The organism is Marinobacter halotolerans (assembly GCF_008795985.1).
Classification (GTDB): domain Bacteria; phylum Pseudomonadota; class Gammaproteobacteria; order Pseudomonadales; family Oleiphilaceae; genus Marinobacter; species Marinobacter halotolerans.
In genome coordinates this window covers 1582059-1608891 of record NZ_VMHP01000001.1, presented here as the reverse complement: position 1 = coordinate 1608891, position 26833 = coordinate 1582059, and the positions used below count along the sequence as shown (strand labels likewise).

The window sequence follows — 26833 nt, the reverse complement described above, 5'->3', positions numbered from 1 at the left end:
TCAGATATCGAACGCCAGTTCCTCGGCCGGTGTCTGCATCAGATTCCGGCTCGGGCTCAGCATACTGCTTGCGTGGGCCTGGGCCCTGGGCAGCAGGCGCTCGTAGTAGAATTCCGCGGTGGCCAGTTTGCTGCGATAGAAGGCCTCGGAGTCCTCCCCGCCGTCCCGTAGTTTCTGCTGGGCAACCGCCGCCATTCGCGCCCACATATAGGCCATGGTGACGTAGCCGCTGTACATCAGAAAGTCGTGGGCGGCACAGCTGACCATCTCCCGGTCCTTGCGGGCAGCGAGCATCAGGCGGACGGTCAGCAGGTTCCACTGGCCGGTCAGTTTCAGCAGTTCCACCCCGAACGGTCTCAGGCGTTTGTCAGTGAGCTGTCGGCGGGCAAAGTTGGCGACGCGGTAGGTGAAATTGCGCACCGCCCCACCCTGGGTCATCAGCAGCACTTTGCGTCCCAGCAGGTCCAGCGCCTGGATACCGGTGGTGCCTTCGTAAAGCGTGGCAATACGGGTATCCCGGACAATCTGCTCCATCCCGTGTTCGCGGATATAGCCGTGGCCGCCGAATACCTGGACACCCAGATTCGCCGCCTCGTTACCCAGTTCCGTGAGAAATCCCTTGAGAATCGGCGTCAGGAACCCGAGTTTGTCGTCGTACTGATCCGCCTTTTCCGGCTCGCCATTGGCATGGGCTTCCACCATGTGGTCGGCCAGGCGCGCGGCGTCATACAGCATGGCCCGGCCGCCTTCGGCTATGGCTTTTTGAGTCAGCAGCATGCGACGCACGTCGGCGTGATGAATCAGCCGGTCGGCTACCTGATCCGGATCTTTCTTGCCGGACACCGAGCGCATGGACCGGCGCTCCCGGGCATAAGCGAGCGCCCACTGATAGGACAGTTCCGCAGGTCCTACCCCCTGAATGGCAGTACCGATTCGAGCGGTGTTCATAAAGGTGAACATACACTCCAGCCCTTCATTTTCCGGACCGATCAGGTAGCCGGTGGCGTCGTCGAAATTCAATACGCAGGTGGCGGAGGCGTTGATGCCCATTTTCTTTTCCAGGCTGCCACAGACTACGCCGTTGCGTTCGCCTTTGCCGCCATCCGGATTCGGCAGGAATTTGGGCACAATGAACAGGCTGATGCCGCGGGTGCCCTTGGGCGCTTCCGGCAGGCGGGCCAGAACGATATGAACAATGTTCTCGGTCAGATCGTGGTCACCGGAGGAGATAAAGATCTTGGTGCCGGTTACCTTATAGCTGCCGTCGGCCTGAGGTTCGGCTTTTGTCTTTACCTGCCCCAGGTCCGTGCCGCACTGGGGCTCGGTCAGGCACATGGTGCCGGCCCAGCGGCCTTCGGTCATGGGGTGCAGGTAGGTCTGCTTCTGTTCATCACTACCGTGCAGATAGATGGTGTTCATGGCCCCCATGGACAGACCCGGGTACATGGAAAAGGGCCAGTTGGCGGTGCCCATCATTTCCTGTTTCAGCAGTCCCATGGACGCCGGCAGCCCATGCCCGCCAAATTCCTCCGGTGCGGACAGGCCTTGCCAACCGCCCATAACGTACTGGTCATAGGCTTCCTTGTATCCGGACGGCGTCTTTACCTCGCCGTCGGCCAGGGTACAGCCCTCTTCATCGCCGCTCTGGTAGAGCGGGCTGAGCACCTGTTCGGAAAATTTCGCGCACTCGGCAAGAATGGCGTCCACGATATCGGGCGTGGCGTTTTCACCGCTGGGCAGAGAGGCGTAATGGGCCGGGTAATCGAACACCTCGTTCAGCAGAAATTTCATGTCGCGCAGGGGCGCTTTATAGACAGGCATGGCGGTTCTCACCTTGAAACAGGTTAGCGTATGGATAGCAGTTGTACGCCAAACCCCCGGGCCTGCCATTGACGAAAACCGCAAGGGCGCCTGTCAAAAAAGACAATTGGTGGATGTGACCTAGTCCCGGCCAGCCAGCAGCTCTGATCGGCTTATCCCCCGCTGGCGTATTTATTCGGCACGGAAATCATCATGTGGTTCAGGAGTGTAAAAGTTATGCAAATACGTAAGGAAGCTGTGCGTCCTGCTGGTTTCGCAGGCAGGTACTCGCTATTGTTGATGGTGCTGATATTGACGGCCGCACTGACCGGTTGCGCCGGGCCGTCGCTCGATGCCTATCGTGACATGGAACCCACCCTGACGCCCCAGGAATTTTTCACCGGTGAACTCTCGGCACGGGGCGTGGTGAAGAACTACTCGGGCAAGGTTATCCGGACTTTTGACGCCGATATTTCCGCCAGTTGGAACGATCAGGGCGTCGGTACTCTGGACGAAGTCTTCCGATTCAACGATGGCGAGGTGCAGACCCGTGTCTGGACCCTGACACCCAACGAGAACGGCTGGCTTCACGCCGACGCCGGTGATGTGGTCGAACCGGGCATCATGCGCTGGCAGGGCAATGCCATCAATATGAACTACGTGCTCCGTGTGCCCTACGGCGACGGCACCATAGACGTGAGCATGGACGACTGGATGTATCTGATTACCCCGGACACCCTGATTAACGAGACCGAGATGACCAAATGGGGCTTCAAGGTCGGCGAGATTGTTCTGGTGATTCAAAAGCAATAACGGCTTTTACCTTGAGGCGGAAATGACGAATGGCAAAACAATGGATGATTGCGCTGGGACTGGTTCTGGTCGCTGGTGGCGGTGTGTTTGCCTGGAACTCGCTGAATCCCGGGGCGGCAACGGAAAGCCAGGCTGAGCGCCCGCCCAGCAAGGTCAACGTGGTGATTCCGGTGATGGATGTGGTCACCGATTCCGTAAGCGCCGTTGGCAGCCTCAGGGCCCGCGACCAGATCTCCCTGACCACCGAGCTCAGCGGCCGTGTGGTTGAACTGAATCTGAATGCCGGCAACCGGGTCAAACGCGGTGAACTGCTGCTGCGACTGGATGATCGCCAGGCCCGGGCGGACCTTCAGGTCGTCGAAGCTACCCTGGCGGACGCTCTTCGCCAACTGGAACGGGCTCGCAGCCTCCAGGCCAACAACAGTATTTCCCAGTCCCGGGTGGACGAACTTCGCACCGCCGCCGAAGTTGCCGAGGCGCAACGTTCCGCCGCCCGCACCCGCGTGGATAATCATCGCATCGAGGCGCCTTTTGAAGGGGTGATCGGCCTGAATGACATCAGTCTGGGCGCGTACCTCGCTGCCGGTACCGAAGTGGCTACCCTGGATTCCACCCGCCGGATGGAACTGGGCTTTGCCATTCCCGAGAAGTTTCTGGGCCAGATCAGCCTGGGCCAGGTTGTGCAGGGGCGTTCCCCCGCTTATCCCGATGAGCGCTTTGCCGGCGAGCTGGTGGAGCTGGGTACCCGCATTAATGAGCTCAGCCGCACCCTGCCGGTGCGGGCGCTGATCGATAATCCCGATAACAAGCTGCGTCCCGGTCAGTTCATGTCGGCAGAGCTGACTCTGCGCCAGCGTGAAGCACTGATTATTCCGGAACAGGCGGTGATGACCCGGGGTGATGAAACCTACGTTTTTGTCGCTGTGGACGGGGTCGCGCGGCGGGTATCTGTCGAGCTGGGCTCCCGCTCGCCGGGGATCGTGGAAGTTGCGTCAGGGTTAACCCTGGATGACCAGGTCATCGTGACCGGCCAGGACCGGCTCAGTAGCGGTGACCGCATCAATGTGGTGGAAGACACGGCGGCCATACCCGATAACCGCTTCGCCAATGCCCGGGATTCCTGAGCCATGATCCTCTCCGACATTTCCATTAAGCGGCCGGTGTTCGCCACGGTCATCAGCCTGCTGATTCTGGTATTCGGGCTGGCGGCCCTGCGGGGGCTGCCGGTGCGCGAATATCCGGACATTGATCCGCCGGTGGTGTCCATCTCCACCGATTACGTTGGCGCCGCTGCCGAGGTGGTAGACACCCAGATCACCCAGGTAATCGAGGGGGCCATCAGCGGCATTGAAGGTATTCGATCCATCGAATCCAGCACGGAACAGGGTGAAAGCCGTACTTCCATCGAATTCAACACCTCCCGCAATGTGGATATTGCCGCCAACGATGTCCGTGATGCGGTTGCCCGGGTCGCCAATGATCTGCCGGAAGAGGCGGATCCACCGGTGGTGCGCAAAGCCGATTCCGATGCCCGCCCGATGATGTGGCTGTCTCTGCGCAGCGATGTCTGGGACAGCGCCGAGCTGAGTGATTTTGCCGAACGGGTTCTGGTGGACCGGCTGTCGGTTCTGGACGGTGTCGCCGATGTCCGGATTGGCGGTGAACGCCGCTATGCGATTCGCATCTGGCTTGACCGGGAACGTCTTGCTGCCCGGGACATTACCGTGGCGGAGGTAGAACAGGCACTGCGTGCCAACAACGTGGAGCTGCCGGCGGGCTCGGTGGAATCCTCCACCCGGGACTTTACCGTCCGCGCCAAGGGCCGGCTTTCTGACGTGGACCAATTCCGCAATCTGGTGATCCGTCGTAACGGCAACGATCTGCTGCGTCTGGGTGAGGTGGCGAATGTGCAGATGGGCGTGGAGTCTGATATCAGCCGCCTGCGCTTCAATGGCCAGACCGCGGTGGGCCTGGGCATTATCCGCCAGTCGAAATCCAACACCGTGGCGGTGTCTGATCTGGTTCAGGCGGAGCTGGATGAAATCCGGGAAACCCTGCCACCGGAAGTCAATATCGCCCAGAGCTATGACGAATCCATCTTTATCCGGGCGTCCATTCGCGAGGTGGGCGTGACCCTGGCAATTTCGGTGTCGCTGGTAATCCTGGTCATTTTCATGTTCTTGCGATCCTGGCGGGCCACCCTGATTCCGGCGGTGACGATTCCCGTGGCGGTGATCGGTGCCTTCATTGGCCTCGGCGCCCTGGGTTTTTCCGTCAACGTACTGACGTTGCTGGCCGTTATTCTGGCCATTGGCCTGGTGGTGGACGATGCCATCGTCATGCTGGAAAACATCCAGCGGCGAATTGATGAGGGCGAGCCCCCGCTGCTGGCCGCCTACCGCGGCGCAAGGCAGGTTGCCTTTGCCGTCATCGCCACCACCCTGACTCTGATAGCGGTCTTTGTGCCGATCTCTTTCATGGGTGGCAACGTGGGCCGGCTGTTCGCGGAGTTCGGGTTTACCCTGGCCGCTGCAGTTGTGGTGTCCAGTCTGGTTGCCCTGACACTGGCGCCCATGCTGTGTTCGAAATGGCTCAGACACAGCCCGGAAACGGCCGAAGGCCACCGGCTCTGGGCTTTCAGCGAGCGCGTGCTCAATGGACTGACCCGCGGCTACGAGCGCATGCTCCGTTTTTCCCTGCGCCAGCCCGGATTGTTGCTGGGCATCGGTATGGTGGGTCTGCTGCTGGCGGTGGTGATATTTCCGAAACTGCCCCAGGAACTGGCCCCTACCGAAGATCGGGGCATCATCATTATGCCGGGCAGCGCGCCCCGTGGCTCCACGGTGGAATACACCGATCACCATGTCCGTAAGGTTGAAGAAAAGCTGTTGCCCTATCTGGAAGATGGCACGGCCAACCGGATCCTTGCCATCGTCGGTTTTCGCAATGAGGCAGACAACGCTTTCATTATCATGGGTCTCAGCCCCTGGAGCGAGCGAGCGGTCAAACAGCAGGCCGTCACCAACGAGATCCGCCGCAAACTGGCGGATGTTCCGGGTATCCGTGCCGTAGCGGTGAACCCGCCGGGTCTTGGACAGCGAGGCTTCAGCCAGCCCATCGAATTCGTTATTGGCGGGCCGGATTACGAATCGGTCCAGGCCTGGAGTGAGGAAATTGTGGAGCGGGCCAAAGCCAATCCGAATCTGCTGAGCCTGGAAACTGATTTCGAACTTACCCGTCCGGAACTGAATGTCACCATCGACCGGGAGCGCGCGGCGGATCTGGACATCACAGTGCAGGATGTGGGGCTGACCCTGCAGACCATGCTGGCCTCGCGCCAGGTGACCACTTACCTTGACCGGGGCCGGGAATACGATGTCATTGTGCAGGCTGCGGATGCGGACCGGGCCACCCCCGGCGACCTGGGCAAGATCTTTCTGCGTCCCAGACTGGGGGGTGAGCTGATCCCGCTGGAAGCACTGGTCTCCGTTGAGGAAGTGGGCGCCAACCCGGATTTACGGCGGATTGACCGCCTTCCGGCGGTGGTCATCAGCGGTTCGCTGGCGGATGGCTATGATCTGGCTTCGGCACTGAATTACCTCAACACCCTGGCGGTGGACAACCTGCCACCGGAAGCACGGGTGAGTTACAAGGGCCTGAGCCGGGAATTCCAGGATTCGTCCAGTGCCATCTACCTGACTTTCGCACTTGCATTTGTGATCGTCTTTCTGGTGTTGGCGGCACAGTTTGAAAGCTGGATCCATCCGATGATCATCATGCTGTCGGTGCCCCTTGCGGTCACTGGCGCGCTGGTTGCCCTGTTGTTCTCGGGCATCAGCCTGAATATCTACAGTCAGATCGGAATTATCATGCTGCTGGGGCTGATGGCCAAGAACGGCATTCTGATCGTGGAATTCGCCAATCAGTTGCGGGACAAGGGTTATGAGGTTACCGAGGCGATTCTGGAAGGCGCCATACTGCGCTTCCGTCCGGTGCTGATGACCACGATTTCCACGGTGTTCGGGGCCGTGCCCCTGGTGCTGGCCTCCGGCGCCGGTGCGGAAAGCCGCGCGTCGATTGGCGTGGTGATTCTGGGCGGCCTGATTTTCGCCACCACCCTTACCCTGTTTATCATTCCGGTGCTCTATAATCTGCTGGCGCGCTTCGCCAAGTCCAGTAATGCCGTGGCCGTCGAACTGGATAAACAGGCCCGGGATACCGCCGGTGGCCAGGGTATGTCGTCTGCGCCCCAGTCACGGCATCCGGACCGTTTCTAGACGCGTTGCCTCGGCGGTTTAAAGAACCGCCGGAAAACAAAGCTGTCCGTCGAAGAGTTCGTCCGGGTGGATATCCACGCAGAACACCTGCCGGGTGCTTCCCGAGGTCAGTGATGTGGACAGGGTTACCGTCCGGGCCGCATCGGGCAGGCCGACGTAGGGCCGGGAGCAGTTGATGCTCTGGGGCCGTTCCAGGGCATTCAGGAAATACTCCCGATGCGCCCAGCATGCCCCGGCTGATCGGTACAGGGGATTGAAATGCTGGGGGCTCGAGTCTTTCCTGGCAAAGGCCAGGTTACCCTGCTGCACACCGTCCGAGTTGAGCATAAAGCAGCGTTTGACCCCGCCCATATCAAACACCGCACTGCAGGCGTCGGCAAAGGCTTCGCCCCTGGCCAGCCGGTGGCAGGCCTCGAGAATTTCAAACCGCAGCAGCCGTAGGAAGCTGCTCTGATCAGAGCTTTCCTGCAGGAACCGGCGTCGGGTCTGTTCCATCATCGCTGACAGTCCCGCTTCCTGGGACGCCGCCAGCGCACTATCGACGATTCCCGGCATGCCGAACAGAAAACCCTGTAGCAGGTCCGCCTCGGTATCCAGTGCAATCCGGGCCTGAACATCGTTTTCAATGCCCTCCAGCAGCACCAGGCTGCCACTTTCCCGAATCATCCTCACCAGACTTTCCAACAGCTGGCGCGCCCGGTTGTGATGTTCGGCGTTCACCAGCAGGCTGCGATCAATCTTCACGATGGTGGGGTTTATCTGCCACAGGCGTTCGAAATTGGAGTCGCCGGTGCCAAAATCGTCGATAGCGATCCGGAACCCCCGGCTTTTCGCCATGTTCACAAACTGGATAAGGGCTTCGGTATTGTCGCTGGCAGTTTCCACCAGCTCCAGAACCAGTTTTTCCGGTGAGATGCCGCATTCGGTGCATTGATCAACCAGACGGTCCAGGGAAGAGGTCGGATGGGTGCAGGTTTCCGGGTTTATGTTCAGAAACAGCCACACCGGCTGGTCGCGGCCGGTAAAGTTATCCACATGGTGGTGCAACAGAAAGCTGTCCAGCTGGACGGTCTGGCTGGAGGTAAGGGCCCGTTCAAACAAAGCGGCAGGGGACAGCGGTCGGCTGCCATCATCCACTCGCACCAGAGCTTCAAAGCCCACCAGCTTCTGGTGGGTAGGGCTGAAGATTGGCTGATAAGCCGAGCGAACGTTCAGTCCCTCGAGCAGATCCTGCTTGTTGGTGACGGCGGCTTCTGGTGCTTTCGCCTGGTAGCGTGAAAAGGCAATGACACGGTTCATGGAACCCTCGGTTGGCAAGTCTTTCGGATATGCATCTTCAGAAGCCTGAACCGATGCGAATTTCATACCAGAACGTCAATAAAACAGCTTTTATGCGACCATTTCCACGTCAATTGTATGTCAGACCGAAAACCGGACGGATTTACTGCACTGATCTGGAGCGCAATCCCATTGGTTGCAGGAAAATGCCTCATTGTGGGGACAGGTCATCGCTGCTTGTGGATAAAACGTTGAACAACCTTCGGATAAGGTCCGTTGACTTTTGATTTGGAATATATAAATCAAAAGGTTAGGCGATTATTTCAGGGTTTCATCAATGTCCGGAAATGTGGATAACTTTTCTGAAAACCTTCATGAATAAAATCTTACAAGCTGCTGAATAAGGTCGGATTTCGGTTTTTTCTGACGGAAACGCCTGGTTAAAATTTGCACATTCCGACTGCAATTTTCAGGGTGAAGCGTTATACTCGCCGCCCAGTTTTTATACCCCGTTTTTTCCGAGGTGATGTTGTGGATTATCCAACGCGTTTTGATGTCATTGTCATTGGTGGCGGTCATGCCGGCACCGAGGCGGCGCTGGCTGCTGCCCGCATGGGCTCGCAGACCCTGCTGTTGACGCATAACATCGAGACGCTGGGTCAGATGTCCTGTAATCCGGCGATCGGTGGCATTGGTAAAAGCCATCTGGTGAAAGAGATAGACGCTCTTGGCGGCGCCATGGCAAAAGCCACAGACCGCGCCGGAATCCAGTTCCGGGTGCTGAACAGCCGCAAGGGGCCCGCCGTTCGTGCCACCCGCGCCCAGGCCGACCGTGTGCTTTACAAGGCGGCGATTCGCGAGATACTGGAAGGCCAGCCCAATCTCACCCTGTTCCAGCAGGCGGCGGACGATCTGATCGTGGAAGGCGAGCGGGTAACCGGTGTGGTCACCCAGTCGGGTATCCGTTTTCGGGCGCCGACTGTTGTGCTTACCACCGGTACCTTCCTGGGTGGCGTGATCCACATTGGTATGGAAAAGCACGCCGGCGGACGTGCCGGGGACGCGCCGGCCAACGCTCTGGCCCAGCGCCTGCGGGAACTACCCTTCAATGTCGGTCGTCTGAAAACCGGCACGCCACCGCGTCTGGACGCGCGTAGTGTGGATTTTTCCGTGATGCAGGAACAGTGGGGCGACGACCCGGCGCCGGTGATGTCGTTCCTGGGTTCGCGCAGCGAGCATCCACGGCAGGTCTGCTGCTATGTGACCCGCACCACCGAGGAGACTCACGACATCATCCGCAGCGGCTTTGACCGTTCGCCCATGTTTGCCGGTAATATTGAGGGCATCGGCCCCCGTTATTGCCCGTCCATCGAGGACAAGGTCAACCGCTTTGCGGACAAGGATTCCCACCAGATTTTCGTGGAGCCGGAAGGGCTGACCACCAACGAGCTTTACCCCAACGGCATCTCCACCAGCCTGCCGTTCGATATCCAGCTGGCGGCGGTGCGCAGCATTCCCGGCTTCGAGAATGCCCATATCACCCGGCCGGGTTACGCCATTGAGTATGATTTCCTGAATCCTCAGGACCTGCGTCATACTCTGGAAACCAAGTTTATCGGCGGCCTGTATTTTGCCGGCCAGATCAATGGCACCACCGGTTATGAAGAAGCCGGTGCCCAGGGGCTTCTGGCGGGTATCAACGCTGCCCTGCAAGCCCAGGAGAAAGAAGCCTGGTATCCCCGCCGCGACGAAGCCTATCTGGGCGTTCTGGTGGACGACCTGATCACCATGGGCACCTCCGAGCCCTATCGCATGTTCACCAGCCGCGCCGAGTATCGCTTGATCCTGCGGGAAGACAACGCCGACCTGCGCCTGACCGAAGCCGGTCATCGGCTGGGCCTGGTGGACGACCATCGCTGGCAGGCTTTCAACACCAAACGTGAGGCCATTGCAGCCGAACGCAGCCGGCTCGCAACCACCCGGATTCATCCGGGATCATCGGCCGGCGAAACGGCTAACAGTTTTCTGCGCCAGCCCATGACCCGCGATCAGTCGCTGGCGGAACTGCTGCGCCGTCCGGAGATCAACTATAGCCACATTGCGGCCATGGCCGACGGCCAGGCGGACGACCCGAACGTGGCCGATCAGGTGGAAATCGAGATCAAATACGAAGGCTACATTTCCCGCCAGGCGGACGAGATCGAGCGTCTGCGCCGGAATGAAAATACCCGGCTTCCCGACGATCTGGATTTCGACGTCATTGGTGGCCTGTCCAATGAGATCCGACAGAAGCTGAAAGAGGTAAGGCCGGAAACCGTCGCCCAGGCGTCCCGCATTCAGGGCGTCACACCGGCGGCGATCTCCCAGGTTCTGGTGCATCTGAAAAAGCGTGACTTGCTGCGCAAGCAGTCTGCCTGAGCGTCGATATGAGTGAGGCTCTATGGCAACGCCAGCTGGCCGACGGTCTGGCGCAGATGGAACTGGCGCTGGATGCTGCCACCCAGGCGAAGTTGCTGGCGTTCCTGGCGCTACTTAACAAGTGGAACCGCGCCTACAACCTCACCGCAGTCAGAGATCCCGGGCAGATGGTGTCGCGGCAATTGCTCGACAGCCTCAGCATTCTGCCTTTCGTCTCGACCGATCATCTGCTGGATGTGGGGGCTGGTGGCGGTTTGCCCGGCATCCCGCTGGCCATTGTGCGGCCGGATTCGCGATTCACACTGCTGGACAGCAACAGCAAAAAAACCCGGTTCCTGACCCAGTGTGTGCTGGAACTGGGCCTGAAGAACGTCGAAGTCATTCATGGCCGGGCGGAACAGTGCCAGCCAGATCAGCCTTTCCAGCAGATCAGCAGCCGGGCCTTTACTGCCCTGGACAATCTGGTGGCCTGGTGCGGGGATCTGCTGGCAAATGACGGCGAGTTCCTTGCCATGAAAGGTCAGTTTCCGGATGATGAAGTGTCGGCGCTGCCCGGTCACTGGCAGGTATCGCAACGGCAGTCGCTGTCGGTTCCCGGAGCTGACGGCGACCGGCACCTGCTGATTGTGCGGCGGGTAACGGAACCCCAGCTCTAAACTACAGGAGGCGAGTCATGGCGCGCGTAATGGCGGTGACCAATCAAAAAGGCGGTGTGGGCAAGACCACCACCTGCGTCAATCTGGCGGCGTCTCTTGCGGCAACCAAGCGTCGTGTCCTGCTGGTGGATATGGATCCCCAGGGCAACGCCACCATGGGCAGCGGCGTCGACAAGAATGAGCTCGAGCTGTCCGGGTACGACATGCTCACCAAACGCTCAACGGCGTCCCAGGTGATATTCCACGTGGAGGCTTCGGGTTTCGATATCCTTCCGGCCAACGGTGACCTGACCGCCGCCGAAGTGGAATTGATGAACGAGATTGGCCGCGAACACCGTTTGCGCCTCGCCCTGAACACCGTTCGTGAAAATTACGACTATATCCTGATCGACTGCCCGCCTTCCCTGAACCTGCTGACGGTAAACGCCCTGTCTGCCGCCGATTCCGTGCTGATCCCCATGCAGTGTGAATACTATGCGCTCGAGGGTCTGGCCGCGTTGATGAATACCGTCGAGCAGATCCAGGAGACGGTGAATCCGGAGCTGCAGATCGAGGGCATTCTGCGCACCATGTACGACCCCCGCAACAGTCTGACCCTGGATGTTTCCGGCCAGCTCAGCGAGTTCTTCGGCGACAAGGTCTACCGTGCGGTGATTCCCCGCAACGTAAGACTGGCCGAGGCGCCGAGCTATGGTCTGCCTGCGCTGAAGTACGACCGCACCTCCAAAGGCGCGGTGGCCTACCTGGCCCTGGCGGGGGAAATGGTCAGACGTCACGGCGCTAAAAAGACATCCGAGCCGGTTGCCGTGTAGACTACCCCTCTTGCATTCCAGCGAACCCATTTAGACAGAATTCTTATCAGGACGAATGACAGACACCATGGCGGCGAAGAAACGAGGACTGGGTGAGCGCGGCTTAGGCGCGTTGCTACAGGGATCCAGGGTCAATCTTGATCAGGAAGTGAAAGATCACGACGGTGAGCTGCGTGAAATCCCCGTGGATCTTATCCAGCGTGGCCGGTTTCAACCCCGCCGTGACATGGACCCGGCCGCTCTCCAGGAGCTGGCGGATTCCATTCGTCAGCAGGGCGTTATGCAGCCGGTGGTTGTTCGGCCCATTTCCGAGGGCCGGTTCGAACTGATTGCCGGTGAGCGCCGCTGGCGGGCCACCCAGCTGGCCGAGCTTGACCGTATTCCCGCCATCATCCGCGATGTACCGGATGACGCCGCCATCGCCATGGCGCTGATCGAAAACATTCAGCGTGAAAACCTGAACCCCATTGAAGAGGCGTTTGCGCTGCAGCGCTTGCAGGAAGAGTTTGGGCTCACCCAGTCCCAGGTAGCAGAAGCCGTGGGCAAATCCAGAACCACCATCACCAACCTGCTGCGGTTGATCAGCCTGTCGGAAGATGTGCGGGTGATGCTGGAGCACGGCGATCTGGAAATGGGCCACGGCCGGGCCATGTTAACGTTACAGCCCGAGCAGCAAATGCAGGTGGCACGGCAGGTGGTGGCTAAATCCCTGTCTGTGCGCCAGACCGAAGCGCTGGTGCGGCAGGTACAGCAGCAGAAACCGGGCAAGAAAGCCAAAGGTCAGCTCGACCCCAATATTCGTGCATTGCAGGACGATCTGGCGGAGCGGCTGGGTGCCCGGGTCTCCATTGCCCACGGCCAGCGCGGTAAGGGCAAACTGGTGATTGAGTACACATCACTGGACGAATTGGACGGCATTCTCGGCCATATCAAGTAACAGGTCCCTGAACCTCCAAGAATGTTTCGGCGATTGGGGAAATAGTTCTAAAGAAGCATGTGGCGTCATAAACACCATATGTCGTGACGGAAATGGCCCCATAGCACTACTTGTGTCATGGACAGAAGAATAGCACGCTAATCTGATCATTTTTCCATCAAGTTTTGCTTCGGCCTCTGTTGATCAACTTTCGGTTAACACATATAATTTCGCGCGCTTGCATTGACTCCGTGCGCTTGCCGGCGATGTACACAGGTTGAGCATTCAGAAACCCTGGCAGGCAGGTCCGATGCCGAATACCAGAAAGCGCATTACCCAGTTACCGTTTTTAAAGTGGCTGGCGATTGAACTGGGCCTGATTCTGATTATGGGTCTGTTGTGGAGTCTCGAAAGCCGTTTGGCAGGTTATTCCGCCGTGATTGGCGGTCTTATTTTTGTCATACCAAACGCGTATTTTGCCCATCGAATGTACCGGTATGAAGGCGCCCGACATGCGCAACTGGTAGTGGGCGACATGTTCAGAGCGGAATCGATCAAGCTCGCTCTGACCGCCGTTTTTTTTACGGCCGTTTTCATCTTGATAGAGCCGGTACACGTATTGGCTCTGTTATTCACTTTTGCTGTGATGGTTGTAGTGAACCCGCTGATGCGCTGGTTCATTCGGCCAAGACCGCAGCGATGACTGGACGAGAGCAGTATGGCAGCTGGTACCCCAGTAGAGTATATAAAGCACCACCTCACTAACCTGACTTACGGCAAGTTGCCGGCAGGCTATGAGCGGGCCGACGGAACCGTCGTCGAGGAAGCAACCTGGACCATGGCCCGGACCGGGCAGGAAGCTATGGACATGGGTTTCATGGCGATCCACGTTGACACCATGGGCTGGTCTATAGCCATGGGCCTGCTATTTATCGGGTTGTTCCGGTATGTCGCCAAAAAGGCGACCACCGACACGCCCAGTGGTCTGCAGAACTTTGTCGAAATGTCGATCGAGTTTATCCAGGGCGTGGTGCGGGACGTTTTCCACGGTAAGAACCCGATCATTGCCCCGTTGGCTTTGACTATGTTCGTCTGGATCTTCCTGATGAACTCTCTCAAACTGATTCCGGTTGACTATATTCCGTCGATTGCACACGCAATGGGGCTGGAATATTTCAAGATCGTGCCTACCACCGATCCGAACGGAACCTTTGGTATCGCGCTTGGGGTTTTCCTCCTGATCCTCTTTTACAGCTTCAAGGTAAAAGGCCCGGTCGGCTTCGCCAAAGAGCTTTCATTTACACCTTTCAACCACTGGTCACTGGTGCCTTTCAACCTGGTGCTGGAACTGCTGGCATTGATCATCAAGCCGGTCAGCCTTGCACTGCGTCTGTTCGGCAACATGTATGCCGGTGAGGTCGTATTCATCCTGATTGCCTTGTTACCATTCTGGATCCAGTGGACGCTGAACGTGCCCTGGGCCATCTTCCACATCCTGGTAATAACACTACAGGCCTTTATCTTTACAACGCTGGCTGTGGTCTACCTCAGCGCCGCGCACGAAGATCACTGATAAACGATTTAGCAAACAAACCCTTAACTATCTGAGAAAACTGAGGAGTCTTCAATGGAAATGGTATTTATCGCAGCCGCACTGATCATCGGACTGGGCGCCCTGGGCGCTGGCATTGGTTTCGGTCTGCTCGGTGGCAAGCTGCTTGAATCTACTGCACGTCAGCCGGAACTGGGCAACCAGCTTCAGACCAAAGCCTTCATCATGGCCGGTCTGCTGGACGCCGTTCCCATGATCGGTGTTGGTATCGCGATGTACCTGATCTTCGTTGTTGCTGGCTAATTCGGTCGCAAGGCGGGCGTTACGCTTCCTGAGAGAAGGGCGCCCGGTTTTTCGGACACCGGGATGCAACAAATAGCAAGAGGTACATTGCCGTGAATATAAACCTTACGTTAATAGGGCAATCGATTGCCTTCGCTATTTTCGTCTGGTTCTGCGTCAAATATGTATGGCCTCCGATTACCGAGGCCATGGCAGCGCGCCAGAAGAAAATTGCTGACGGCCTTTCTGCCGCAGACCGTGCATCGCTTGATCTGGAGCTTGCGCAGGAAAAAGCCTCAAAGGAACTGCACAAAGCGAAAGAAGAAGCTGCGAGCCTGATTGACCAGGCCAACAAGCGTGCCGCCCAGATCGTGGAAGCCTCAAAGGATGATGCTCGCAAAGAAGGCGAGAAACTCATTGAGCAGGCACAGGCGGAAATTCAACAGGAGCGCGTTCAGGCTCGTGAAGCACTCAGGGCAGAAGTAGCGAGTATCGCTGTTGTCGGTGCCGAGAGAATTCTGGAACGCTCCGTCGACGCCAAAGCTCACAGCGAGATGCTGGACAAGCTGGCCGCAGAACTCTAAGCGAGGGTCATCATGGCAGAACTGATTACGTTAGCCCGACCCTACGCGAAAGCCGTATTTGATGCCGCGAAGGAACAGAACGCCGTTGATCTTTGGGATCAGGCTCTGGCTTTCACGGCAGCGGTCGCGGCTGACCAAGAGGTAAAGAAAATTCTGGCCAAACCGGGCCTGTCTGAGCAGCGCAAGGCGGAACTCTTCGCAGACTGCTTTGAAGAGCCGCTGCCGGAAGCACTCAGAAATTTCCTGTCGATTCTCGCTGAAAACAAGCGCCTGGCTCTTCTGCCTGCCGTTTCGGAGTTGTTCAGCCTTTACCGTGCCGATCTTGAGCGCACGGTCAGCCTGAAGGTCAGCAGTGCATTCGAACTGACCGCCGAACAGCAGCAGAAACTGATCGACGCGCTGTCCAAAAAGCTGGAGCGCAAGGTAGAGCTTGAAACTTCAGTTGATCAATCATTGATCGGCGGAGTCGTTATACGTTCAGGCGACCTGGTTATCGACGCTTCAGTTCGTGGCAAGCTGGCCAGAATGGCCAGAGCCATGGGCTCCTGATTTCAGCACAAGGTTTGAGGACAAAGGCATGCAGCAACTGAATCCATCCGAGATCAGTGACATCATCAAGAAGAGAATCGAAAAGCTCGACATCTCTTCCGAAGCAAAAAACGAAGGTACGATCCTTTCCGTTTCTGACGGTATCGTACGGATTCATGGTCTGGCCGACGTTATGTACGGCGAGATGATCGAATTCGCCAACGGTACTTACGGCATGGCACTGAACCTGGAGCGTGACTCCGTCGGTGCGGTGGTACTGGGTGAGTACGAGGAACTGGCCGAAGGCCAGAAAGTTCGTTGTACCGGCCGTATTCTGGAAGTTCCGGTCGGCCCGGAACTGCTGGGCCGTGTCGTTGACGGCCTGGGTAACGCGATCGACGGCAAGGGCGAACTGGGCAACACCCTGACCTCGCCGGTCGAAAAAGTCGCACCTGGCGTTATCGCACGTCAGTCGGTTGACGAGCCGGTCCAGACCGGTCTGAAAGCGATCGACACCATGGTACCGGTAGGCCGTGGCCAGCGTGAGCTGATCATCGGTGACCGCCAGATTGGTAAGACCGCCGTCGCCATCGACGCGATCATCAACCAGAAAAACACCGGCATCAAGTGTATCTACGTGGCTGTCGGCCAGAAGCAGTCGTCTATCGCCCAGGTTGTTCGCAAGCTGGAAGAGCACGGCGCTATGGATCACACCATCGTGGTCGCCGCCGGTGCCGCCGATCCGGCTGCCATGCAGTTCCTGGCACCCTACGCCGGTACTTCCATGGGTGAATACTTCCGTGACCGCGGCGAAGACGCTCTGATTGTTTACGATGACCTGTCCAAGCAGGCCGTCGCCTATCGTCAGATTTCCCTGCTGTTGCGTCGTCCGCCGGGCCGTGAAGCCTATCCCGGTGACGTTTTCTATCTGCACTCCCGTCTGCTGGAGCGTGCATCCCGGATCAACGCCGACGAAGTTGAAAAGCTGACCAACGGCGAAGTGAAGGGCAAGACTGGTTCCCTGACGGCATTGCCGATTATCGAAACCCAGGCTGGCGACGTATCTGCGTTCGTTCCGACCAACGTGATTTCCATCACCGACGGTCAGATCTTCCTGGAAACCAACCTGTTCAACTCCGGTATCCGTCCGGCAATGAACGCCGGTATTTCGGTTTCACGGGTGGGTGGTTCGGCCCAGACCAAGATCATGAAGAAGCTCGGCGGTAACATCCGTCTGGCGCTGGCCCAGTACCGTGAACTGGCGGCTTTCGCCCAGTTCGCATCGGACCTGGACGAAGCCACGCGGAACCAGCTCGAGCACGGTCAGCGGGTCACCGAACTGATGAAGCAGAACCAGTACAGCCCGATGTCCGTTGCCGAAATGGGTACCGTACTGTACGCAGCGAACGAAGGCTTCCTGGACGATGTTGAAGTCAATAATGTCGTCAAGTTCGAAGCACAGCTTCTGGACTGGATGCGCGCCGAGCAGAAAGACCTGCTCGATAAGATTGGCGCCGAAGGCAAGTATGATGACGACATCATGGCCGGCCTGAAAGCTGCTCTGGAGAAATTCAAGACCACTCAAAGCTGGTAACACGAGAAAGCCCGCAGGCGCGGGTTTTCTGGTCCACTTGAGTGTCTAACTTGAAAAGGCAGTGACATATGGCCGCAGGAAAAGAAATACGCAACCAGATCGGCAGCATCAAGAGCACGCAGAAGATCACCAGCGCCATGGAAATGGTGGCTGCGAGCAAAATGCGCAAGGCTCAGGAACGCATGAAGGCTACCCGCCCTTATGCGGAGAAGATGCGGCAGGTAATCGGACACATCGCGAAGTCCAACAAGGATTACGTGCATCCGTTCATGCGTGATCGCGAAGTGAAGCGCGTGGGTTACATCGTGGTCTCCTCTGACCGGGGATTGTGCGGTGGCCTGAACGGTAACGCCTTCAAACTGCTCGTACGTGAAATGAAGCAGTGGAAGGAACAGGGCGTTGAGACTGATCTCTGCGCCATCGGGCAAAAGGGTGCCTCGTTTTTCCGCAGTTACGGCGGAAACGTGGTGGCAGCCCTGACTCACCTGGGTGACAACCCGAACGCGGAAAAGCTCATCGGCAACGTCAAGGTCATGCTTGATGCATTCGAAGAAGGCAAGATTGACCGTCTTTTTGTGATTTACAACGAGTTTGTAAACACCATGACCCAGCAGCCGAAATCCGAGCAGCTTCTGCCATTGCCGGAAGGCCTGGACGAAGAAGTCGGTCACCAGTGGGATTACATCTACGAGCCTGATTCACGCCCCATCCTGGATGGGCTGCTGCCACGCTATATCGAATCCCAGGTGTATCAGGGAGTGGTAGAGAATCTGGCCTGCGAGCAGGCTGCGCGGATGATTGCCATGAAGAGCGCGACAGATAACGCGGGCAGCATCATTGACGAGCTCCAGTTGGCATACAACAAGGCCCGTCAGGCAGCTATTACGCAAGAAATTTCGGAGATTGTGAGCGGCGCGGCTTCGGTCTGATCCTGCCCACAATCCTACTGGTTTTATTGACTATCAAGATAACGAGGAACCGAGCATGAGTAGCGGACACATCGTTCAGATCATAGGCGCGGTTATCGACGTGGAATTTCCACGTGACTCCGTTCCGGGCGTTTACGACGCACTGCTGCTTGAAGGTGGTGAGACAACTCTGGAAGTCCAGCAGCAGCTGGGCGACGGCATTGTCCGTACTATCGCCATGGGCAGCACCGAAGGCCTCAAGCGTGGCCTGAAAGCCGATAACACCGGCAAGCCGATCTCCGTCCCTGTGGGCACCCAGACACTGGGCCGCATCATGGACGTACTGGGTCGCCCCATCGACGAGCAGGGCGACATTGGCGAAGAAGAGCGTTGGGCTATCCACCGCAAAGCACCGGGCTACGCAGACCAGGCAGCGTCTGCCGACCTGCTGGAAACCGGCATCAAGGTTATCGACCTGATCTGCCCGTTTGCCAAGGGCGGTAAAGTAGGCCTGTTCGGCGGCGCCGGCGTTGGTAAGACCGTCAACATGATGGAACTTATCAACAACATCGCCAAAGAGCACTCCGGTCTGTCGGTATTCGCCGGTGTTGGTGAGCGGACCCGTGAAGGTAACGACTTCTACTACGAAATGAAGGACTCCAACGTCCTTGATAAAGTAGCGATGGTTTACGGCCAGATGAACGAGCCCCCCGGAAACCGTCTGCGTGTGGCCCTGACCGGTCTCACCATGGCAGAGAAATTCCGTGACGAAGGTCGTGACGTTCTGCTGTTCGTCGACAATATCTACCGTTATACCCTGGCTGGTACTGAAGTATCCGCACTGCTGGGCCGTATGCCCTCTGCGGTAGGCTATCAGCCGACACTGGCCCAGGAGATGGGTGAGCTGCAGGAGCGTATTACCTCCACCAAAGACGGTTCCATCACCTCCATCCAGGCGGTATACGTACCGGCGGACGACCTGACTGACCCGTCACCGGCCACCACCTTCTCGCACCTCGATGCGACCGTGGTACTGAGCCGTGACATCGCTTCCAAGGGTATCTACCCGGCGATCGATCCACTGGACTCCACCTCGCGCCAGCTCGATCCTCTGGTGATCGGGCAGCAGCATTACGACGTTGCCCGTGGCGTACAGAACGTACTGCAGCGTTACAAAGAGCTGAAAGACATCATCGCCATTCTGGGTATGGATGAACTGTCAGAAGAAGATAAGCTGACCGTATCCCGTGCCCGTAAGATTGAGCGGTTCCTGTCGCAGCCTTTCCACGTAGCGGAAGTATTCACCGGTTCCCCCGGTAAGTACGTGTCTCTGAAAGAGACCATCGCCAGCTTCGAAGGCATTCTCAACGGCGAATACGACGATATGCCAGAGCAGGCGTTCTACATGTGTGGCGGTATCGAAGAAGCGATTGAGAAAGCGAAGGCCATGAAAGAGAAGGAAGGAAAGAAGAAGTAATTCTTCCTTCTCGTTCAGACCCAAGAGGCATCAGAAATGGCTATGACCGTACATTGTGACGTGGTAAGTGCCGAAGAGAAGATCTACTCCGGGCTGGTCGAGACACTGACAGCGACCGGTACCGAGGGTGAGATGGGTATTCAGTACGGGCACGCGCCCCTGCTGACCGCGTTGAAGCCTGGCGCCGTGAGAATTGTAAAGCAGGACGGGAAAGAGGAAATACTGTACGTTTCCGGAGGTTATCTGGAAGTGCAGCCGAATCTGATTACCCTGATGGCTGACACAGCAGTCCGTGCCAAGGATGTGGACGAAGCTGCGGCGCTGGAAGCCCAGAAAGAAGCCGAGAAGGCACTGGCGAACAAGACAGGTGAATTTGAATATTCGCGGGCAGCAGTCGAGCTTGCTGAAGCTGCCGCCCAGCTGCGAACCATTCAGAAACTGCGCAACCGGTCCCGCTAATTCCATTAGCCTCCGGTTCGCCACCTGAACCAAGAAGCCGCATCCTGAACAGGCGGCGTAGGGGAAAATTCCGCTGCGCCACTCAAACAGGACGCGGCTTTTTTATTGATACTGACCCGATTCGTTGGAGCGCGACGCTATGAAGCCGCTGCACGTTGTAATTCTGGCCGCCGGTCAGGGTTCCCGCATGAAATCCTCCCTGCCCAAGGTTCTTCACCGCATCGCCGGCAAGCCCATGCTTCACCATGTGATGGACACGGCGCGGCAACTGGGCGCCGAGCGGATCCACGGAGTGATCGGGCACGGCGCCGACCAGGTCCGGGAAATCACCTCGGCTGAGGACGTTCAGTGGGCCTTGCAGGAGCAGCAGCTGGGCACGGGCCATGCGGTGGCGCAGGCCCTGCCCAATCTTCCGGACAATGCCAGCGTGCTTATTCTCTACGGCGACGTGCCACTGACCCGTCGGGAAACCCTGGAAGAACTGGTCTCTCGGGTGAGTGACCAATCCATTGGGTTGCTTACGGTGACCCTGGACAACCCGGATGGTTACGGCCGTATTCTCAGGGATAACCAGGGGAAAGTGACGGCGATCGTCGAGCAGAAGGATGCCACTGACCAGCAGAAGACCATCACTGAGGTAAACACCGGCATCCTCGCGGTGTCTGCAGGCCATCTCAAAGCCTGGCTGCCGCAGCTCTCCAATGCCAATGCCCAGGGCGAGTACTATCTCACCGACATCATCGCCATGGCTGCCGAACAAGGCATCGCCGTAGAAGTGGCCCAGCCGGAAACCGAGTACGAAGTGCAAGGCGTCAACAATCGGCTCCAGCTCGCCGGCCTTGAACGCTGGTACCAACAGCAACAGGCCAACCGGCTGATGACCGAGGGCGCCACCCTGGCCGACCCCGCACGGATTGATGTTCGTGGCGAGCTGATTATTGGTCAGGATGTGCTGATCGATATCAATGCCGTGTTTGAAGGAAAAGTCACCCTGGAAACGGGCGTCAGCGTCGGCCCCAACTGCCTGTTGCGCAACTGCCACATCGGTGGGGACACCCATATCGAGGCCAACTCGGTCATCGATGGTGCCAGGGTGGGGCGGAATGCCCAGATTGGCCCGTTCGCCCGACTGCGGCCCGGAACCGCGTTGGCGGACCACACCAAAGTGGGCAACTTCGTTGAAACCAAGAAAGCGGTTGTGGGTGAAGGAAGTAAGATCAACCACCTGAGCTACGTGGGTGACGCTACCCTTGGCCGCAATGTGAATGTGGGTGCAGGAACCATCACCTGCAATTATGATGGGGTGAACAAACACCAGACCCGGATGGGCGATGGCGTTTTCGTGGGTTCCAATACCTCACTGGTGGCGCCGGTTTCCCTGGCAGACAATGTCACGATTGGTGCCGGCTCGACCATCACCCGCGACGTAGAGAATGGCGAACTCGCCGTTGCCCGGGGCAAACAGCGCAATATCGCCGATTGGCAACGGCCAACACGGAAAGACTGAATCAGCGGCGAGCCGACCCGGCAAATTATCCGAGCCGGTCTGGCAAATTATTTAAGGTGCGAAAGTTATGTGTGGAATCGTAGGGGCAGTATCGGAAAGGGACGTTCAGGGCATTCTGCTGGAAGGCCTGCGCCGGCTTGAATATCGCGGTTACGATTCCGCCGGCATGGCCATTATCGACAGCAACAGCGCCATCAACCGGGCCCGGGAAGTGGGTAAGGTGGCGGCTCTCGACGAGGCAGTCACCGCCACCCCCATGAGTGGCAGCACCGGCATTGCCCACACTCGCTGGGCTACCCACGGTGAACCCTCACAGATCAATGCCCATCCCCATATGTCCGGCGACCGGCTAGCCATTGTTCATAACGGCATCATCGAGAACTACCAGGAACTGCGGGAAGAACTGAAGGCCGACGGCTTCGAATTCACCTCACAGACCGATACCGAGGTGGTCGCCCACCTGATTGAGCAGCAGTATCGAAAAGCGGACGTCCAGACCCTTTATGACGCGGTAAAAGCGGCAATCGAACACTTGCGCGGTGCGTTTGCGCTTGCAGTGGTTCACGCGGACGAGCCGGATCACCTTGTGGTATGCCGGGAAGGAAGCCCGCTGGTGGTGGGTGTGGGCATTGGCGAAAATTTCATCGCCTCGGATCAACTGGCCCTGCTACCGGTAACCGACCGTTTCATGTTTCTTGAGGAAGGCGATATCGCCGATATCCACAAGGGCAGCACCAAGATCCACGACCGCGAAGGCAACCCGGTTGACCGCCCGGTGACGCGCTTTGAACACAGTGCCGATGCCGCCGAAAAGGGCGAGTACCGCCACTTCATGCTCAAGGAAATCTACGAGCAGCCCCGGGTGATTCAGGCCACCACTGAAGGTCGCATCACCCAGACGAGGGTGCTGGAGCAGGCTCTGGGCACCCAGGCGGGCAACCTGCTGGACAACGTTCGCCACGTACAGATCATTGCCTGTGGCACCAGCTACCACGCCGGCATGGTGGCTCGCTACTGGATCGAAGACCTGGCCGGCGTGCCCTGCTCGGTGGAAGTCGCGTCCGAGTTCCGGTATCGCAAGCACGTGATCCAGCAGGACACGCTGTTTCTCTGTATTTCCCAGTCCGGCGAGACAGCCGATACCCTGGCCGCTCTGCGCCAGGCCAAAAAGGCCGGATTCCGTGCTGCCATGGCCATCTGTAACGTACCCGGCAGTTCCCTGGTGCGGGAGTCGGATCTGGTAATCATGACCCAGGCCGGTCCGGAAATTGGCGTGGCCTCCACCAAGGCGTTTACCACCCAGCTTACGGCCCTGCTGATCTTCACCCTGGCCCTGGCTCGCCACAACGGCCTGGATGAGGAAAAAGAAGCTGAAATTGTGCAGGCCATCCGCCTGGTGCCCGGTCAGGTGGAGCAGATGTTGGCGCTGGACCCCCAGATTGCCGAGATGTCCCAGTCCTTTATGGACAAGCACCACAGCCTGTTTCTGGGCCGTGGCGCCATGTTCCCAGTAGCCCTGGAAGGCGCGCTCAAGCTCAAGGAAATCTCCTACATTCACGCCGAAGCCTACCCCGCCGGCGAACTCAAACACGGCCCGCTGGCGCTGGTGGACAGTGAAATGCCCGTAGTGACCGTGGCGCCCAACAACGATCTGCTGGAAAAGCTCAAATCCAATCTTGAGGAAGTCCGCGCCCGCGGTGGCCAGCTTTTCGTATTCGCCGATAAGGCGGCCGGTGTTCGCAGCGAGGACGGGCTGAACGTGCTGGAAGTGCCGTCAGTGCACGCCATCACGGCGCCCATCGTATACACCGTGCCACTGCAGTTGCTGTCCTATCATGTGGCCGTTCTGAAGGGCACGGACGTGGACCAGCCGCGGAATCTGGCGAAGAGTGTAACGGTCGAGTAGAGTCCCTGGCCGGCTGACGCTAATTGTGGGATCATAATAAAGTTGGTAACAACATAAAAAAGTCGGTAACTTTTTAATAAAGTTGGTAACTTTCGGGCGTTGTGGCAAAGTCAGGTCATTCTTCTCAGGAATAATAGGGAATGACCGACTACAAGCTCGACAATCGCACCCGCAAGTGGATCAAAGAAGAGCGAGGCAAAGGAAGTGGTAGGGACTATCACCCTTGGCTCACTGTGAGGGATCTACCTTCCCAAGGCCGTTCACATCGGGTAATGGGCCATCTGACGCAACGGACCCATCACCTCCTCTCCGATATGGAACTGGCGGCCTTCCTCTTGCTCGAATGGAACCCGGCCGTCACTGACATCCGCGAGCAATTCCCCCTGCGTCTAGAAGACACTCTGGTTCTCGCTGAAGAAGCCAACATTCGGCATCCCGAAATTGGCGGATGTACACAAGTCATGTCCACTGATTTCGTTATTGATATCTCGGCACCGTCCGGGCCCGGGCCCCAGCGGATGGCTATTCAGGTTAAAGCCTCCTCCGATCTCAAAGACCCACGTACGGTCGAAAAGCTGGAACTTGAGCGCCGCTATTGGCAAAGGAAAGAAGTTTCCTGGTATTTAGTCACCGAAAAGCAGATCCCCAAAACCGTGGTGAACAATCTGGAGTTGCTCTACTCTGCCAGAGTCCAAGGCGAGAGCCCTGAGGTACTCTTCAATAGCCTTCCTACGTACCTAGCCTCTCTGAACGCGAATCCGAACTCGAGACTCCCCGAAGTCGGGATGTTGATTGACCAGTCTTATTCTCTGGAGCCTGGCACTGCTCTGGCACGATTACGGGCCTTGATGGCTTTACGGGCACTGACATTTGATATCTCAATTCCATGGAATCAATTGGTGGCTGGCGATATCCAGGTTGTTGAGGACATAACATTGTTGAGGGCGAGTTATGCTGCGAATCAATGATGTCGTTCAGATAAGGGAAGAGCGATACCGGGTCCTGACGATCTCAGGGAAATTTGTTATCTGGATCGACATTGATTCAGCCAAAGCTTTTCCCGAAGTCGTTACAACGTCCCATATTGACCAATGGATGCGTGATGAAGCCCTCAGGCGGGCAGACGATCCTTTCTCCTATCTGGCATTAGTTTTTGTTGAGCGAGGGACAAAAGCCCAGAAAATACGCGACGAAAGACACCAACTAATCGCTCCGTTGCTTGCTGACGAGGAAATTTACTATCGCAGTGGCAGGGGCCAGTTGGTACAAGCCCGCAGCGACCTTACTGGCACACCAAGAAAAACCCTCTACAAGCACTTGCGACAGTACTGGCAGCGAGGATCGATACCAAACGCACTGTTACCGGATTACAGCAAATCCGGAGGAAAAGGCCAAAAGAAAACTTCCAAGAAGAAACTGGGTCGGCCGCGGAAAACCTCCCCGGGTACTGGTATTACGGTTGATTCGTCCATTGAACGAATGTTCCGAATCGTGCTTGATCGTCACTACGTTAACGACAAGGGGCACTCGATGCCCTATGTCCACAGAAGATTTATCGATATGTTCGAGGTGGGAAATTCCAATGTGTCACGAGAGGATTACCCAACGGTTCTTCAACTGAGATATTTCTACGAACGTGAATACAAAAAAGCAGACCGGATTCGCTTGCGGGCCAACAGAATCTCCTACCAGAAAGACATTCGCCCATTGATTGGTACCGCTACGGCGGGAGTCCCGGGGCCAGGCTCAAGGTATGAAATCGATGCGACGATTGCCGATATCTACCTGTTATCCGCTGACCGACAGAGCGTAATTGGGCGGCCCACACTATATGTAGTGGTTGATGTTTTCAGCCGCATGGTGACAGGCTTTTACGTGGGGTTGGAAAACCCATCTTATGTGACGGCCATGAGTGCTTTGAACACCTCTGTGTCTGACAAGACTGAGCTGTGTGGCCGGTACGGCTTTGAGATTACCGATGACCAGTGGCCCACGGTTGGAATCCCCGATGCTATCCTGGCAGACCGTGGAGAATTGCTGGGTCACCAGATAGAGTCACTGGAAAAGGCTTTCGGCGTGCGGATTGAAAACACGCCGCCTTACCGGGGCGATGCGAAAGGCATTGTCGAGCGTTACTTCCGTACCCTACAAGCTGAATTCAAACCGTTTGCGCCCGGTGTGGTGACAGGTTCAAGAATCAGAAAGCAGGGAGGCAAGGATTACCGGCTGGATGCAACGCTGACTCTGGATGATTTTACCCGCATTATGCTCGCCTCGATTCTGCACCGGAATCAGTACGCGGTATTGCCAAAATATGATCGTGATGCGGATATGCCCAATGACATGGCACTAACCCCGCTCAACATCTGGAACTGGGGCATACAATACCGGACTGGTCGATTGAGGAATGCATCTGAAGAAGGTCTACGAATTGCTATGTTGCCGAGGCAAAAGGCCTATTTGTCCGATCTGGGTGTGAGCTGTTTTGGTGCTTACTACACATCCAAGGAGTTATTGGCATCCGGTTGGCTGCATCGCAACGGGGATCGCAGGGTAACCAACCTGTATGCGGCCTATGACCCCGCAGTTGCTGACCATATCTATGTTTTTCCCGAAGAAAGGAGCCCGGAATACTGGGTGTGCTCTCTGACAGATCGTTCACGCCAGTATCGAGGTAAGTCGATGTGGGAGTTGTGGGCCAGTCAGGAACAGCAGCGGCAAGCTGCCAGCGCCGCAAAGGTTGCTGAAACCACAAGCAAACGAAATCTCGAAAACCTGGTCAGCCAAACCATCAAGGACGCTGAACGTTCACGTCCCACGGTGTTCAAGCAATCCAAAGCAGAGACCGTCAGGGGTATACGCGACAATCGAAAGCAAGAGCGGGATGCCCAGAGGGCCGAACAAACGAAAGCAAGGCAGCCTGACAAGACCAAACCAAAGTCTGAGGTAACCTACCTGCATGGCAAACCGGATGACGGCGGTTTCCCGGACTTTATCGACGAGCTGTTTGGAGATGACGAATGACTCTACTCTCAGGGATGGTGAAGGCGGTATACCGGGAGACGG

22 protein-coding genes are annotated in these 26833 nt (G+C 57.4%); 20 read left to right on the top strand and 2 right to left on the bottom strand.

All coding sequences use genetic code 11. From position 1 onward, the window contains the following. The gene (locus tag FPL19_RS07490) at positions 1-1821 is read right to left on the bottom strand and encodes an acyl-CoA dehydrogenase C-terminal domain-containing protein (protein ID WP_150911829.1); all 1821 of its coding nucleotides are present in this window, start codon (positions 1819-1821) and stop codon (positions 1-3) included. A gap of 279 nt (positions 1822-2100) precedes the next feature. Here FPL19_RS07490 and FPL19_RS07485 point away from each other — a divergent pair, with 279 nt between their 5' ends. Genes FPL19_RS07485 through FPL19_RS07475 form a run of 3 tightly spaced genes read left to right on the top strand, consistent with a single transcriptional unit; the run spans position 2101 to position 6890 of the window. Then, entirely contained in the window at positions 2101-2613 is a 513-nt protein-coding gene (locus FPL19_RS07485; protein WP_150912436.1) for a DUF3833 domain-containing protein, read from the top strand. 29 nt (positions 2614-2642) lie between these two features. Next, on the top strand, positions 2643-3737 hold the full coding sequence (locus tag FPL19_RS07480; protein WP_150911828.1) for an efflux RND transporter periplasmic adaptor subunit: 1095 nt from the start codon (positions 2643-2645) through the stop codon (positions 3735-3737). A 3-nt stretch (positions 3738-3740) separates the two neighbouring features. Next, positions 3741-6890, top strand: coding sequence for an efflux RND transporter permease subunit (locus tag FPL19_RS07475; RefSeq protein ID WP_150911827.1), 3150 nt, complete (start codon positions 3741-3743; stop codon positions 6888-6890). A gap of 18 nt (positions 6891-6908) precedes the next feature. Here the strand turns inward: FPL19_RS07475 and FPL19_RS07470 are convergent, their stop codons facing one another. After that, positions 6909-8189: an EAL domain-containing protein gene (locus tag FPL19_RS07470; RefSeq protein WP_150911826.1), complete on the bottom strand. Its 1281-nt coding sequence runs from the start codon at positions 8187-8189 to the stop codon at positions 6909-6911. Between the two features lie 510 nt (positions 8190-8699). On the opposite strand from FPL19_RS07470, the gene mnmG reads away from it, so the two are divergent. The 17 genes from mnmG to FPL19_RS07385 all read left to right on the top strand — a co-directional run bounded on the left by mnmG (position 8700) and on the right by FPL19_RS07385 (position 26791). Continuing rightward, the gene (gene mnmG / locus FPL19_RS07465) at positions 8700-10586 is read left to right on the top strand and encodes a tRNA uridine-5-carboxymethylaminomethyl(34) synthesis enzyme MnmG (RefSeq protein WP_150911825.1); all 1887 of its coding nucleotides are present in this window, start codon (positions 8700-8702) and stop codon (positions 10584-10586) included. 8 nt (positions 10587-10594) lie between these two features. Beyond that, positions 10595-11242 (top strand): 16S rRNA (guanine(527)-N(7))-methyltransferase RsmG, encoded by a 648-nt coding sequence (gene rsmG, locus FPL19_RS07460; protein WP_150911824.1) that lies wholly within the window; start codon positions 10595-10597, stop codon positions 11240-11242. Positions 11243-11259: 17 nt separating this feature from the next. Continuing rightward, positions 11260-12054: a ParA family protein gene (locus tag FPL19_RS07455; protein WP_150911823.1), complete on the top strand. Its 795-nt coding sequence runs from the start codon at positions 11260-11262 to the stop codon at positions 12052-12054. Between the two features lie 67 nt (positions 12055-12121). Then, on the top strand, positions 12122-12991 hold the full coding sequence (locus FPL19_RS07450; protein WP_150912435.1) for a ParB/RepB/Spo0J family partition protein: 870 nt from the start codon (positions 12122-12124) through the stop codon (positions 12989-12991). Between the two features lie 289 nt (positions 12992-13280). Next, the gene (locus FPL19_RS07445; RefSeq protein WP_150911822.1) at positions 13281-13673 is read left to right on the top strand and encodes an ATP synthase subunit I; all 393 of its coding nucleotides are present in this window, start codon (positions 13281-13283) and stop codon (positions 13671-13673) included. A gap of 15 nt (positions 13674-13688) precedes the next feature. Then, positions 13689-14543: a F0F1 ATP synthase subunit A gene (gene atpB / locus FPL19_RS07440; RefSeq protein WP_150911821.1), complete on the top strand. Its 855-nt coding sequence runs from the start codon at positions 13689-13691 to the stop codon at positions 14541-14543. Positions 14544-14597: 54 nt separating this feature from the next. Then, complete coding sequence (atpE, locus tag FPL19_RS07435; RefSeq protein ID WP_027830230.1) at positions 14598-14825, top strand: F0F1 ATP synthase subunit C; 228 nt, start codon at positions 14598-14600, stop codon at positions 14823-14825. Positions 14826-14917: 92 nt separating this feature from the next. Next, positions 14918-15388, top strand: a complete 471-nt coding sequence (locus FPL19_RS07430) for a F0F1 ATP synthase subunit B (RefSeq protein ID WP_150911820.1) — start codon at positions 14918-14920, stop codon at positions 15386-15388. A gap of 12 nt (positions 15389-15400) precedes the next feature. Continuing rightward, positions 15401-15937 carry a F0F1 ATP synthase subunit delta gene (locus FPL19_RS07425; RefSeq protein ID WP_150911819.1) on the top strand — a complete coding sequence of 179 codons (537 nt, stop codon included), beginning with the start codon at positions 15401-15403 and terminating at the stop codon, positions 15935-15937. A 28-nt stretch (positions 15938-15965) separates the two neighbouring features. Continuing rightward, positions 15966-17510 carry a F0F1 ATP synthase subunit alpha gene (gene atpA / locus FPL19_RS07420; protein WP_150911818.1) on the top strand — a complete coding sequence of 515 codons (1545 nt, stop codon included), beginning with the start codon at positions 15966-15968 and terminating at the stop codon, positions 17508-17510. A 68-nt stretch (positions 17511-17578) separates the two neighbouring features. Next, entirely contained in the window at positions 17579-18439 is an 861-nt protein-coding gene (atpG, locus tag FPL19_RS07415) for a F0F1 ATP synthase subunit gamma (RefSeq protein ID WP_150911817.1), read from the top strand. Positions 18440-18494: 55 nt separating this feature from the next. Beyond that, positions 18495-19895 carry a F0F1 ATP synthase subunit beta gene (atpD, locus tag FPL19_RS07410; RefSeq protein WP_150911816.1) on the top strand — a complete coding sequence of 467 codons (1401 nt, stop codon included), beginning with the start codon at positions 18495-18497 and terminating at the stop codon, positions 19893-19895. A gap of 36 nt (positions 19896-19931) precedes the next feature. Beyond that, a complete protein-coding gene (locus FPL19_RS07405) occupies positions 19932-20354 on the top strand; it encodes a F0F1 ATP synthase subunit epsilon (protein WP_150911815.1) in 423 nt (140 codons plus the stop codon). A 139-nt stretch (positions 20355-20493) separates the two neighbouring features. Continuing rightward, complete coding sequence (glmU, locus tag FPL19_RS07400) at positions 20494-21861, top strand: bifunctional UDP-N-acetylglucosamine diphosphorylase/glucosamine-1-phosphate N-acetyltransferase GlmU (protein WP_150911814.1); 1368 nt, start codon at positions 20494-20496, stop codon at positions 21859-21861. A gap of 67 nt (positions 21862-21928) precedes the next feature. Next, positions 21929-23767: a glutamine--fructose-6-phosphate transaminase (isomerizing) gene (gene glmS, locus FPL19_RS07395; protein WP_150911813.1), complete on the top strand. Its 1839-nt coding sequence runs from the start codon at positions 21929-21931 to the stop codon at positions 23765-23767. Between the two features lie 140 nt (positions 23768-23907). Further along, positions 23908-24735 (top strand): TnsA endonuclease N-terminal domain-containing protein, encoded by an 828-nt coding sequence (locus tag FPL19_RS07390; RefSeq protein WP_150911812.1) that lies wholly within the window; start codon positions 23908-23910, stop codon positions 24733-24735. Next, entirely contained in the window at positions 24719-26791 is a 2073-nt protein-coding gene (locus FPL19_RS07385) for a DDE-type integrase/transposase/recombinase (protein ID WP_150911811.1), read from the top strand. Before FPL19_RS07390 ends, FPL19_RS07385 begins: the two co-directional genes overlap by 17 nt. Positions 26792-26833 lie beyond the last annotated feature (42 nt).

What these genes read in the sequence shown, in the direction of transcription:
- atpG (WP_150911817.1), top strand. Translation starts at nt 17,579, where the DNA reads ATGGCCGCAGGAAAAGAAATACGCAACCAGATCGGCAGCATCAAGAGC.
- FPL19_RS07425 (WP_150911819.1), top strand. Translation starts at nt 15,401, where the DNA reads ATGGCAGAACTGATTACGTTAGCCCGACCCTACGCGAAAGCCGTATTT.
- FPL19_RS07405 (WP_150911815.1), top strand. Translation starts at nt 19,932, where the DNA reads ATGGCTATGACCGTACATTGTGACGTGGTAAGTGCCGAAGAGAAGATC.
- FPL19_RS07455 (WP_150911823.1), top strand. Translation starts at nt 11,260, where the DNA reads ATGGCGCGCGTAATGGCGGTGACCAATCAAAAAGGCGGTGTGGGCAAG.
- FPL19_RS07480 (WP_150911828.1), top strand. Translation starts at nt 2,643, where the DNA reads ATGGCAAAACAATGGATGATTGCGCTGGGACTGGTTCTGGTCGCTGGT.
- glmU (WP_150911814.1), top strand. Translation starts at nt 20,494, where the DNA reads ATGAAGCCGCTGCACGTTGTAATTCTGGCCGCCGGTCAGGGTTCCCGC.
- atpB (WP_150911821.1), top strand. Translation starts at nt 13,689, where the DNA reads ATGGCAGCTGGTACCCCAGTAGAGTATATAAAGCACCACCTCACTAAC.
- FPL19_RS07390 (WP_150911812.1), top strand. Translation starts at nt 23,908, where the DNA reads ATGACCGACTACAAGCTCGACAATCGCACCCGCAAGTGGATCAAAGAA.
- atpA (WP_150911818.1), top strand. Translation starts at nt 15,966, where the DNA reads ATGCAGCAACTGAATCCATCCGAGATCAGTGACATCATCAAGAAGAGA.
- FPL19_RS07490 (WP_150911829.1), bottom strand. Translation starts at nt 1,821, where the DNA reads ATGCCTGTCTATAAAGCGCCCCTGCGCGACATGAAATTTCTGCTGAAC.
- FPL19_RS07445 (WP_150911822.1), top strand. Translation starts at nt 13,281, where the DNA reads ATGCCGAATACCAGAAAGCGCATTACCCAGTTACCGTTTTTAAAGTGG.
- glmS (WP_150911813.1), top strand. Translation starts at nt 21,929, where the DNA reads ATGTGTGGAATCGTAGGGGCAGTATCGGAAAGGGACGTTCAGGGCATT.
- FPL19_RS07450 (WP_150912435.1), top strand. Translation starts at nt 12,122, where the DNA reads ATGGCGGCGAAGAAACGAGGACTGGGTGAGCGCGGCTTAGGCGCGTTG.
- FPL19_RS07475 (WP_150911827.1), top strand. Translation starts at nt 3,741, where the DNA reads ATGATCCTCTCCGACATTTCCATTAAGCGGCCGGTGTTCGCCACGGTC.
- FPL19_RS07485 (WP_150912436.1), top strand. Translation starts at nt 2,101, where the DNA reads ATGGTGCTGATATTGACGGCCGCACTGACCGGTTGCGCCGGGCCGTCG.
- rsmG (WP_150911824.1), top strand. Translation starts at nt 10,595, where the DNA reads ATGAGTGAGGCTCTATGGCAACGCCAGCTGGCCGACGGTCTGGCGCAG.
- atpE (WP_027830230.1), top strand. Translation starts at nt 14,598, where the DNA reads ATGGAAATGGTATTTATCGCAGCCGCACTGATCATCGGACTGGGCGCC.
- atpD (WP_150911816.1), top strand. Translation starts at nt 18,495, where the DNA reads ATGAGTAGCGGACACATCGTTCAGATCATAGGCGCGGTTATCGACGTG.
- FPL19_RS07470 (WP_150911826.1), bottom strand. Translation starts at nt 8,189, where the DNA reads ATGAACCGTGTCATTGCCTTTTCACGCTACCAGGCGAAAGCACCAGAA.
- FPL19_RS07385 (WP_150911811.1), top strand. Translation starts at nt 24,719, where the DNA reads ATGCTGCGAATCAATGATGTCGTTCAGATAAGGGAAGAGCGATACCGG.